General features: G+C 69.5%; 1 protein-coding gene (running past both ends of the window). It reads left to right on the top strand.

Every position in this 13108-nt window falls within one protein-coding gene, locus K7711_RS15125, for a non-ribosomal peptide synthase/polyketide synthase (protein WP_222969903.1), read on the top strand. The gene is 50358 nt long; 18299 of those nucleotides lie to the left of the window and 18951 to its right, leaving coding positions 18300-31407 in view (codon 6100, partial, through codon 10469, complete); the first codon wholly inside the window starts at position 2. Both codon boundaries (start and stop) fall beyond the window edges.

The raw sequence follows: 13108 nt of genomic DNA on the forward strand, positions 1-13108 counted from the left end.
GCAGGTCGCGCGCTACCGGCTCGACTCCGATTCGCGCACACTGCATTTCTCCTCGCCGAGCTTCGACGCCTCGCTGATGGAGCTGCTGTTCGCGGTCGGTCCCTCCGGCACACTGGTGATCGTGCCCACCGGCGTGTTCGGTGGTGAGGAGCTGTACGAGCTGATCCGGCGCGAGCAGGTCAGCCATCTGTTCATCACTCCGGCGGCGCTGGCGACATTGGATCCGGCCGGACTGGACAGCCTGCGGGTGCTGGCGGTCGGTGGTGAGGCGTATTCACCGGAACTGCTGGCCAAGTGGGCGATTCCGCTGGGCGGCCCGGACGGGCCGATCCGCAGCTTCCACAACATCTACGGCCCGACCGAGACCCAGATCGTGGTCAACATCGGTGAGCCGCTGCTGCCCGGCGACGCGCTCACCATGGGCGGGCCGAACCGCGGCGTGGGTTCGCTGGTGCTGGACAACCGGCTGCAGCCGGTGCCCGACGGCGTCGCCGGTGAGCTGTACGTCTCGGGTATCCAGGTCACCCGTGGTTATCACGAGCGGGCGAGCCTGACCGCGGACAAGTTCGTGGCGAACCCGTTCGCGCCGGGGCAGCGGATGTACCGCACCGGTGACGTGGTGCGCTGGACCTCGCGGCAGCTGCCGGACGGCGCGCAGGAGCACCGTCTGGAATATGTGGGCCGCTCGGACTTCCAGGTGAAGGTCCGCGGTTTCCGCATCGAACTCGGTGAGATCGACGCCGCGCTGACCTCGCACGAGGCCGTCGACTTCGCCGCGACGATCGGCCATCGCAGTGCGGCGGGCGCGACCTCGCTGGTGTCCTATGTCGTTGCGGCACAGGGACATGCGATCGACGTCGCGGCGCTGACCGAGCACATCGGCAAGCGGCTGCCCGCCTACATGGTGCCCGCGTCGGTGATGGTGCTGGATCACATCCCGCTGACTCCGGTCGGCAAGCTGGACCGCCGGGCGCTGCCCGAGCCGGTCTTCGCCTCCGAGGCCGCCTTCACCGCACCGCGCACTCCGCTCGAGCACACCCTCGCCGAGGTCTTCGCCGAGGTGCTGGGCATCGAGCGGGTCGGCATCGAGGATTCGTTCTTCGCGCTGGGCGGCGACAGCATCGTGTCCATCCAGCTGGTCGCGCGGGCCAAGGCGCGCGGGGTGGTGTTCTCCCCGCGCGATGTCTTCGAACAGCGCACCGTGGCCGCCCTCGCCGAGGTCGCCACCACCACCGACGCCCAGGGCGACATGGTGGCGCGACTGGCCGAACTGCCCGGCGGCGGCGTCGGCACGATGCCGCTGACTCCGGTGGTGCGGTTCATGGTGGAGCGGTCCGGCGGTATCGGGCGCTTCAATCAGACGCTGGGGCTGGAACTTCCGATCGGCATCGACCGCGCGGGCATCGCCGCGACCGTGGCCGCGGTCATCGACCGGCACGACATGCTGCGCGCACGGCTGCGGCGGCACGCGGGCGCGGAATGGATCATCGAGACTGCCGAACCCGGCACGGTCGATGCGGACGCGCTGATCGACCGGGTGGAATTCGACGCCTCGGCCGACGAGGACGCGATCTTCGAGATCGCCCGCACCGCACTGGATGCCACGCTGGACCGGCTGGATCCCGAAGCGGGCGTGGTGATCCGGTTCGTCTGGCTCGAACCGGTCTCCGACTCGGGCGCCGAGCGCGCCGGACGACTCGTCGTCGCCGCGCACCACATGATCATCGACGGTGTGTCCTGGCGAATCCTGGTGCCGGACTTCGTCACCGCCTGGGGACAGCTGTCCGCCGGACAGACTCCGGAGCTGGCCGAACCGGGTACCAGCATGCGCACCTGGGCTCATGCTCTCGAACAGGTCGCGACCGAGCGCACCGGTGAACTGGAGCGCTGGCGTGCCGCGGTCGAGGGGCCGGACCCGCTGCTGACCGCGCGTCCGATGGATCCGGCCATCGACGTGTCCGGGGTCATCGCCCGGCATCACGTGGAGGTCTCCGCCGAGGTCACCCGCGCTCTGCTGACCACGGTTCCGGCGCTGTTCCACGGTGGCGTCAACGATGCCCTGGTGACCGCCCTGGTGCTGGCGACGGCCGCGTGGCGCGCCGAACGTCTCGGCGAGGCCGGCGCGGAGGGCACCGATTCGCTGCTGATCCGGTTGGAAGGCCATGGGCGCGAAGAGGATCTGGTGCCGGGCGCGGATCTGTCCCGGACCGTCGGCTGGTTCACCGCGATCTACCCGGTTCGGGTGGATCTGTCCGACATCGATCTTGCGGCCGCGCTGACCGGCGGTCCCGCCATGGGCCGCGCGATCAAGGCGGTCAAGGAACAGCTGCGCGAGGTCCCGGACAAGGGCGTGGGCTACGGCCTGCTGCGCTACATGAACGCGGACACCGCCGCACAGCTTCCGGCGCAGTTGCCGGGCCAGGTGAGCTTCAACTACCTGGGCCGGGTCTCCGAGGGCGGCGTGCCCGAGGCGCTGCGCGGCTTCGGCTGGGTTCCCGCACCCGAACTGGGTGCCCTCGGCGGCGACTACGACGCCGATATGCCCGCGATGGCGCCCCTGGACATCAATGCCATCGTGGTCGGCGATCAGCTCACCGCCAACATCGGCTATCCGACCACGCTGCTCGGCGACGAGGCGGTCGCGGGCTTCGGTAAGTTGTGGATCGAGGCCGTGGAAGCGGTTGCGCGCCACGCGGATTCCGCGCAGGCGGGTGGGCACACCCCGTCCGACTTCGCCCTCGTGCACAGCACCCAGCAGGACGTGGACGACTGGGAACGCCGGTTCCCGGCGCTGACCCAAACGGGTGAGCGCCGCTCCCCGGTACTCATCGAGGTGTGGCCGCTCTCGGCCCTGCAGGCCGGTCTGCTGTTCCACGCTCAGCTCGCCGCCACCTCCGTCGACGTGTACACCGCGCAGGCGGTGCTCACGCTGACCGGCCGGGTGAACGCGGATCGCCTGCGCGCGGCCGCGCAGGCGCTGGTGGATCGCTACGAGAATCTGCGCACCGCCTTCGTCACCGACGCCCAGGGCAATCCGGTGCAGCTGGTTCTGGACGGTGTGCGGGTGGCCTGGGCCGAACACGACGGCCGTCCGGCGCACGCGCGTCCGGGCGCGACGGCGAGCGAGATCATCGAAGCCGACCGGACGCAGCGGTTCGATCTCACCGAGCCGCCGCTGATCCGGTTCACGCTGATCCGGGTGGGCGAGGCCGAATGGCAGCTCGCGGTGTCCAACCACCACATCCTGCTGGACGGCTGGTCGATGCCGCTGCTCATGCGGGATCTGCTGGTGCTGTACGCGACGCACGCCGACACCGCCGCGATGCCCACCGTGCGCTCCTACCGGCACTTCCTGGAATGGGTTGCGCAGCAGGATCATTCGGCGTCGGTCGCGGCCTGGGCCGCGGCGCTGTCCGGGGTGTCCGAGCCGACCCTGCTGACCCGTCCCGACTCCGGTCGCGAGATCACCTCGCTGTCCGGTGAATACCTGTTCGAGCTGGACCAGGCCGCCACCGCGCGGCTCACCGAGCTGGCGACCCGGCTGGGCGTCACCCCGAACACGGTGCTGCAGGTCGCGTGGGGAATCCTGCTGGGCCGCACCACCGGTCGCGACGACGTGCTGTTCGGCACCACGGTCTCGGGACGTCCGGCGCAGCTGCCGGGCGTGGAGTCCATGGTGGGTCTGTTCATCAACACCGTTCCGGTGCGGGTGGACATCGACCCGACCGAATCGGTGCGCGCACTGCTCACCCGGACCCAGGGCGAGCAGGCCGACCTGCTCGATCACCACTACGTCGGCCTGGCCGACATCCAGCAGGCCGCCGGAATGGGCGGGCTGTTCGACACCCTCGTCGTGTTCGAGTCCTATCCGATGGACTCCGAGGGGATCCGGGCGCAGGCCGCCGATATCGACGGTATGGCCGTCACCGGGCTCGAGGCCGCCGATGCCACGCACTACCCGCTGACGCTGATCGCGCAGCTGGACACCCGGGCCGGCGACGCCGGGCAGAGCCTGCGGATCCGTGCCGGATATCTGCAGGATCTGTTCTCCGAGACCGCCGTTCGCCGCATCGCGGCCCGGTTGATTCGCGTGCTGACCGCGATCACCGACGCTCCGGAGGCGCCGGTGGGCGATATCGCCCTGCTGGACGACGCCGAACGCGATCTGGTGGTCACGCGGTGGAACGACACCGCGTACCCGCTGCCCGATCCGGCCGCGACGCTGGTGTCGATGTTCGAGGCACAGGCCGCCCGCACGCCGGAGGAGCCCGCGCTCACGTTCGAGGAGACAACTCTTTCCTACGCCGAGTTCACCGCCCGCGTGCACCGCTTGGCGCGCTGGCTGGTGGAACGCGGTGTGGGTGCGGAATCCTTCGTCGCCCTGGGCATGCGCCGCTCGATCGATCTGGTCGTCGGCATGTACGCCGTCGCCGCGGCCGGTGGTGCGTATGTGCCGCTGGATCCGGATCATCCCGCCGAGCGCACCGAATACATCCTGCGCACCGCGGATCCGGTCTGCGTGCTCACCTCGGGTGACGACCTGGAGATCGACACCGCGCAGGTGCGCATCGATCTGCTGGATCTGTCCGGCTACGCGATCGAGCCGCTCACCGACGACGACCGCCGTTACCCGTTGCGCGCGGCCGACACCGCGTACGTCATCTTCACCTCCGGCTCGACCGGGCGCCCGAAGGGTGTCGCGGTGCCGCATTCGGCGATCGTGAACCGCCTGGTGTGGATGCAGTCCGAGTACGGTCTCACCGCCGACGACGTGGTGTTGCAGAAGACGCCGTCGACGTTCGACGTGTCGGTGTGGGAGTTCTTCTGGCCGTTGCAGATCGGTGCGCGCTTGGTGGTGGCCAAGCCCGACGGTCATCGCGATCCGGCGTATCTGGCGGAGCTGATCGCGGCCGAGGGCGTGACGGTGGCGCACTTCGTGCCGTCCATGCTGTCCGTCTTCGTCGCCGAATCCGCTGTGGCGCAGTGCCGTTCGCTGCGGATGGTGTTCTCCTCGGGTGAGGCGCTGGCGCCCCGGTCCGCGCATCGGTTGCGTGAGCTGACCGGTTCCGCCGTGCACAACCTGTACGGCCCGACCGAGGCCGCGGTCGACGTGACCTACCACCAGGTCACCGCGGCCGATCAGGAATCGGTGCCGATCGGCCGTCCGGTGTTCAACACCCGTGCGTACGTGCTGGATTCGCGATTGCAGCCGACTCCGGTGGGTGTCGCGGGTGAGCTGTATCTGGCGGGCACGCAGCTGGCGCACGGTTACGTCCGCCGGTCCGATCTGTCCGCGGATCGGTTCGTGGCCAACCCGTTCGGTGACGGTGAGCGGATGTACCGCACCGGCGACCTGGTCTACTGGACCGGCGACGGTGAACTGGAATACCTGGGCCGCACCGACTTCCAGGTGAAACTGCGCGGTCTGCGCATCGAACTCGGCGAGATCGAATCCGCGCTGACCGCCCTGCCCGAGATCGGCCAGGCCGTGGCCGTGGTCCGCCACGACGTGCACACCGGCGATCAGCTGGTGGCGTATGTCGTTGCGGCCGGGTCGATCCTGGACACCGACGAGGTGCGCGAGGAACTCGGCCGCCGCCTGCCCGCCTACATGGTGCCCGCGCTGGTGATGGTGCTGGACGAGCTGCCGCTCAACGCCTCGGGCAAATTGGACCGCAAGGCGCTGCCCGCGCCGGTGTTCGAGGCCGCGGTGTTCCGCGCGCCGACCACGCCGGTGGAGGAGATCGTCGCCGAGATCTTCGCCGAGACACTGGGTGTCGCGCGCGTCGGCCTGGACGACGACTTCTTCGCCCTGGGCGGCAACTCGCTGATCGCCACCCAGGTCGCGGCCCGGCTGTCGGCCGCGCTCGACACCGACCTGAGCGTCCGCGAGATCTTCGAGGCGTCAACGGTGTCCGCGCTGGCCGCGCGCGCCGAATCCGGGACCGGTGGCTCCACCCGCAAACCGCTTGTGCCGCAATCGCGTCCGGAGCGAATTCCGCTGTCACTGGCGCAGCAGCGGATGTGGTTCCTGAACCGCTTCGACCCGGAGTCCGCGGTCGACAACATCCCGGTCGTGGTCCGGATGTCCGGTCTGCTGGACCGGCAGGCGCTGCATATCGCGGTCGCCGACGTGCTGGCGCGGCACGAATCGCTGCGCACCCGGTATCCCGAGGCGGCGCTGGACTCCCGCGAGCCGGCGCTGGCGGCGTACCAGGAGATCGTGCCGACCAGCCGGGTGATCCCGGATCTGACGCCGATCGAGATCACCGAGGCCGAACTGCCGGGCCAGCTGTCCGAGCTGGTGCTCACCGGTTTCGACGTCACCGCCGAGGTGCCGCTGCGGGCCCGCCTGTTCGAGGTGAGCCCGACCGAACACGTGCTGGCCGTGGTGGTGCACCACATCTCCGGTGACGGTTTCTCCATGGGCCCGTTCGCTCGCGACGTGATGACCGCCTACGGCGCCCGCGTCGACGGCGGCGAGCCCGCCTGGCAGCCGTTGACGGTGCAGTACGCGGACTACGCACTGTGGCAGCGCGAGGTGCTCGGTTCCGAGGGCGACTCGGAATCGCTGATCGCCCAGCAGATCTCGTACTGGACCGAGACGCTGCGCGGTCTGCCCGAGCAGCTGGACCTGCCGTCCGACCGGCCGCGTCCCGCGGTGGCCTCGGGCCGCGGCACGATCCACACCTTCGAGATCGACGCCGAAACCCAGGCCCGTCTGGCCGAGCTGGGCCGTCCGCACGGCGCGACCATGTTCATGGTCGTGCACGCGGCCCTGGCGGTGCTGCTGTCCCGGTTGAGCGGTGAAACCGATATCGCGATCGGTACGCCGGTCGCGGGCCGCGGTGAACGCGCGCTCGACGACATGATCGGCATGTTCGTCAACACGCTGGTGCTGCGCACGGAGGTCGAGGCGCAGTCGAGCTTCGCCGACGTGCTGCGCGCGGTCCGCAGTGGCGATATCGCCGCCTTCGGACATGCGGACCTGCCGTTCGAGCGGTTGGTGGAAATCCTCAATCCGACGCGTTCGCAGGCCCGGCATCCGCTGTTCCAGGTGATGCTGTCGCTGCAGAACACCGGCCGGACCACGCTGGAGTTGCCCGGCCTGACCATCCACGGCGTCGAATTGCCCATCGAGACGGCCAAATTCGATCTGCAGCTGGAGCTGACCGAACGGATGCAGGCCCCCGAGGGGGCCGGTAGCGGCATCCCCGCGCCCGCGGGGATGAGCGCCAAGTTCATCTACGCCACCGACCTTTTCGACGCCGACACCATCGCCCAGTTCGCGCGGCGCTTCGTGCGGCTGCTCAAGGCCGTTGCGGTGACCCCGGATCGGCCGGTCGGCGATCTGCCGCTGCTGGATGCGCGGGAGGCCGAACTCGAACTGCGCGTGTGGAACGACACGCGTTTCGATCTGGCCGCCGCGCTCGCGGGACGTGCCGCGACGCTGCCGTCGATGTTCGCCGGACAGGCGGCGAGCACGCCGGACGAGCCCGCGCTCACGTTCGAGGGGACAACTCTCTCTTACGCCGAGTTCGCCTCGCGCGTGCGTCGTCTCGCTCGCCGGTTGATCGAGGCGGGCGTCGGCCCCGACGTGCCGGTGGCCCTGGGCCTGCGGCGTTCGCTCGAACTGGTCGTGGCCATCCACGCGGTGGTCGAGGCCGGTGGCGCGTACGTGCCGCTGGATCTGGAACAGCCTGCCGAACGCATCGCCCACGTGCTCGACACCGCGCGCCCGGCATGCGTACTCACCACTGCCGCAGACGAATTCGCGCCCGAGAGTGTGCCGGTACTGCTGCTCGACGAGCTGGATACCGCCGGCTACTCCGACGCGCCGGTCACCGATGCGGAGCGGATCAGCCCGCTGCTGCCGCAGCACATCGCGTACGTCATCTTCACCTCCGGTTCGACGGGTCGTCCGAAGGGTGTGGCGGTTTCGCACGGGGCGATCGTGAACCGTCTGGTGTGGATGCAGTCCGAATACGGGCTCACCGCTGACGATGTCGTACTGCAGAAGACGCCGTCGACCTTCGACGTGTCGGTCTGGGAGTTCTTCTGGCCCTTCCAGATCGGCGCCCGGCTGGTCGTGGCCAAGCCCGACGGTCATCGCGATCCGGCGTACCTGGCGGAGCTGATCGCGGCCGAGAGTGTGTCGGTGGCGCACTTCGTGCCGTCGATGCTGTCGGTGTTCGTCGCCGAATCCGCTGTGGTGCAGTGTGGTTCGCTGCGGATGGTGTTCGCCTCCGGTGAGGCGCTCGGCCCGGAGGCCGCGCATCGGTTGCGCGAGCTGACCGGTTCGGCGGTGCACAACCTGTACGGCCCGACCGAGGCCGCGGTCGACGTCACCTATCACGAGGTGACCGATGCGGACGTCGACCTCGTGCCGATCGGCCGTCCGGTGTTCAACACCCGTGCGTACGTGCTGGATTCGCGGCTGCGGCCGGTTCCGGTGGGTGTCGCGGGTGAGCTGTATCTGGCGGGCGCGCAGCTCGCGCGCGGCTATGTGGGCCGCACCGACCTGACCTCGGATCGGTTCGTGGCCGATCCATTCGGTGAGGGCGGTCGGATGTACCGCACCGGCGACCTGGTCGCCCGTGCCGCCGACGGTGAGCTGATCTACCGCGGCCGTACCGATTTCCAGGTCAAGCTGCGCGGTCTGCGTATCGAACTCGGCGAGATCGAGGTCGCGCTGCGGGCGCACGAGACCGTCGCGCAGGCGGTGGCCATGGTGCGCTCCGACGACCGTACCGGTGCCCGGCTCGTCGCGTACGTCGTGCCCGCCGAGCAGCCGGGTGCCGAATTCGATTCCGCCGGATACGATCTGGCCCTTCGGACGCATCTGACCGGACTGCTGCCGTCCTACATGGTGCCCTCGGCGATCATCGTGCTCGACGCGCTTCCGTTGAGCCCCAACGGCAAACTGGACCGTCGCGCGCTGCCCGCGCCGTCGTTCGAGGTACGCGAATTCCGTGCCCCGTCCACGCCGATCGAGGAGATCGTCGCGCACACCTATGCCGACGTGCTCGGTCTGGGCACGATGGTCGGCGTCGACGACGACTTCTTCGAACTCGGCGGCAACTCGCTGATCGCGACCCAGGTGGCGGCCCGCCTGTCCGCCGCGCTCGACACCCGGGTTCCGGTCCGGCTGCTGTTCGAGGCGTCCACGGTGGGCGTGCTGGCCGCACGCGTGGAACGTCAGGCCGGGTCCGGTCACCGCGCACTGGTGGCGGGCCCACGGCCGGAACGGATTCCGCTGTCGCTGGCGCAGCAGCGGATGTGGTTCCTGAACCGGTTCGACCAGTCCTCGGCGGCGTACAACGTGCCGATGGCGGTGCGGCTGCGCGGTGCGGTGAACGTCGATGCGCTGCGATCGGCGATCGGCGACCTGGTGGCTCGCCACGAGGTCCTGCGCACGGTGTACCCGGAGGTCACCGCGAGCGGTGCGCAGGCCGGCGGCCCGGTGCAGGTGATCCTGCCCGTCGGGCAGGCCGTGCCGGAGCTGGAGGTCACCGCGGTCGCCGCGGACGAGATCGAGGCGGCGATGGCCGGGCTGATCTCGACGAGTTTCGATGTCACCGGCCAGGTTCCGCTGCGGGTCGCGCTGTTCGAGATCACCGGCACGGATTCGGTGGAATACCTGCTGGCGATGGTGGTACACCACATCGCCGCCGACGGTTCCTCCATCGGCCCGCTGACGCGGGATCTGATGTCGGCGTACGTCGCTCGCGCGATGGGCGAGGCGCCGGGCTGGGCGCCGCTGTCCGTGCAGTACGCGGACTACAGCATCTGGCAGCGCGAGCTGCTGGGCTCGGAGGACGATCCGGAATCGTTGGCCGCCAAGCAGATCGCGTACTGGCGCACGGCCCTGGCGGATCTGCCCGATCAGCTGGACCTGCCCGCGGATCGGCCGAGGCCCGCGGCGCAGACCTTCGCCGGTGGCCGGGTCGAGGTGCGGATCGATGCCGAGATCCACCGGGCGCTGGCCGAACTGGCGCGCACCGAGGGCACGACGCTGTTCATGGTCGTGCACACCGCGTTCGCGGTGCTGCTGGCGCGCCTGTCCGGCACCGACGACGTGGCCATCGGTACGCCGATGGCCGGTCGCGGCGAGGCGGCACTGGACGACATGATCGGCATGTTCGTGAACACGCTGGTGTTCCGGACGCGGATCGATCTCGGCGAATCCTTCACGGATCTGCTGGCGCGGCAACGGGAAACCGATATCGCGGCCTTCGCGCACGCCGACGTGCCGTTCGAGCGGCTGGTCGAGGTGCTCAACCCGGTCCGCTCGACCGCGCGGCATCCGCTGTTCCAGGTCGGCCTGTCGTTCCAGAACCTGGCCCAGGCCGGACTCGAACTGCCCGGCCTGACCGTGTCGGCGCTCGAGCTGGACACTCGGCAGTCGCAATTCGATCTGAACCTGATCGTCGCGGACGCCTACGGCGAATCCGGTGCTTCCCAGGGCATCAGCGGTTACCTGACCTATTCCACCGATCTGTTCGACCACGCCACGGTGCAGGGCTTCGTCGATCGCTTCGTGCGGATGCTGGGTGAGATCACCGCCGATCCCGCTGCGGCGGTCGGCGATATCGATCTGCTCGACGGCACCGAGCGCAGCCGGATCCTGGTGCAGCGCAACGCGACCGATCACGCGGTGGACTTCTCCGCGACGCTGGCCTCGCTGCTGGCCGCGACCCTGGGTGCCCGCTCCGACGCGGTGGCCCTGATCGGCCCCGACGGCGGCCGGATCACCTTCGACGAGCTCGATCGCCGGGTGAATCGCCTTGCGCGCCATCTGATCTCGCTCGGCGTGGGTCCGGAGTCGCGGGTGGCGCTGGCCTTCGACCGGTCGGTGGATCTGGTCGTGGCCATGTACGCGGTGGTGACCGCCGGTGGCGCGTACGTGCCGCTGGGCCCGGATCAGCCCGCCGAACGTACCGGCTACATCCTCGAGACCGCGGCGCCGGTCTGTGTGCTGACCAATGCGGAGACCGCGTTCGGCACCGAGGTCGCGCCGGTGGTGCGCATCGATGAGCTGGATCTGTCGGACCTCTCGGATGCGGCGATCGACGCCGGTGAGCGGACCGGACGACTGCGTCCGGACAACACCGCGTACGTGATCTTCACCTCCGGCTCGACCGGCCGGCCCAAGGGTGTGGCCGTCTCGCACGGCGCGATCGTGAACCAGATGCTCTGGGAGGTCGCCGAATTCGGCCTCGACGACAACGACGTGATGCTGCTGCAGACCGCGGCCACCTTCGACGTCTCGACGTGGGAATTCTGGGCAGGTGCGCTGACCGGCGGCCGCCTGGTGATCGCCGCGCCCGGCGGGCATCGCGACGCGGCATACATGAACGACCTGATGGCCCGCGAGGGCGTGACCACGCTGGGCACCGTGCCCTCGATGCTGGACGGTCTGCTGACCGAATCCGCGGACGCACTGTCGAGTTCGCTGCGACGAGTGCTGGCGATCGGCGAGGCGCTGCCGGGCTCGGTGGCGCAGCGCTTCCTGCGTGCCAACGCTTCGGGTCTGTTCAACGTGTACGGCCCGACCGAGGCGGCGGTCTCGATCACCAACCACGAGGTCACCCACGACGAGGCGACCTCGGTCTCGATCGGTGTGCCGGAGTGGAATTCCCGTGTCTACGTACTGGATTCGCGGTTGCGTCCGGTGCCGGACGGGGTGGCCGGTGAACTGTATCTGGCCGGTGTGCAGCTCGCACGCGGGTATCTGGGCCGCGCCGATCTGACCTCGGATCGGTTCGTGGCGAACCCGTTCGGTATGGGCGAGCGGATGTACCGCACCGGTGACCTGGTGGTGTGGAATGCCTCGGGTGAGCTGGATTACCGGGGCCGCACCGACTTCCAGGTGAAGATTCGTGGTTTCCGGATCGAGCTGGGTGAGATCGAGGCGGCGCTGCTCACGCTGCCGCAGGTCGCCCGCGCCGCGGTGGTGGCGCGCGCGGATCAGCGCCTCGGCGACACCCTGGTCGCCTACCTGATCCCGGCCGACGGCGCACTGGACATCGCGGAGGTGAAGGCCGCGCTCACCGCGAGCCTGCCCTCGTACATGGTGCCCGCGGCATTCGTGGTGCTGGCCGAGTTCCCGTTGAACGTCAGCGGCAAGCTGGATCGAAAGGCCCTGCCGGAACCGGAATTCGAGACCACCGAGTTCCGCGCGCCGACGACGCCGATCGAGCAGATCGTGGCGGGCGTGTTCGCCGACGTGCTCGGCGTCGAGCGGATCGGCCTGGACGACGACTTCTTCACCCTCGGCGGCAACTCGCTGCTGGCCACCCAGGTGGCCGCGCGGCTGGGCGCCGCACTCGACGCCCGGGTGCCGGTGCGCACCGTATTCGAGAATTCGACGGTCGAGGGACTGGCGACCCGGGTCGAGCGGCACACCGGCGGCCGTCCCGCACTGCGTGCGACGCAGCGTCCGGAGCGGATCCCGCTGTCGCTGGCGCAGCAGCGGATGTGGTTCCTGAACCGGTTCGACCAGCAGTCCGCGGCCTACAACGTGCCGATCGCGGTCCGGCTCACCGGCGACCTCGACGTCGCCGCGCTGGGCGAGGCCGTCGCCGACGTGGTGGCCCGGCACGAGGTGCTGCGCACGGTCTACCCCGAGACCGAGACCGGTCCGGTGCAGGTCGTCCTGCCGCCGGGACAGTCGGTGCCCGAACTGACGGTGCGCGAGGCCGCGGCCGGCGACATCGAGGCGCTGCTGCTCGAATTCTTCTCGGCCACCTTCGATGTGACGGCCGAGGTGCCGTTGCGGGTGACGTTGTTCGAGACCGGTTCGGGTGAGTACGTGCTGGCGATGGTGGTGCACCACATCTCCGGTGACGGCTCCTCGATGGCCCCGATGACGCGCGATCTGATGACCGCCTACGCGGCTCGCTCCACCGGCCACGCCCCCGGCTGGGCCCCGCTGGAGGTGCAGTACGCGGACTTCAGCATCTGGCAGCGCGCGCTGCTGGGCAACGAGGACGATCCGGAATCGTTGCTGGCCAAGCAGACCGCCTACTGGACGAATGCGCTGGCGGATCTGCCCGATCAGCTGGATCTGCCCGCGGACCGGCCGCGTCCGGCGGTGCAGTCCTTC

The organism is Nocardia coffeae, from assembly GCF_019890715.1.
GTDB classification, from domain to species: domain Bacteria; phylum Actinomycetota; class Actinomycetes; order Mycobacteriales; family Mycobacteriaceae; genus Nocardia; species Nocardia jiangxiensis.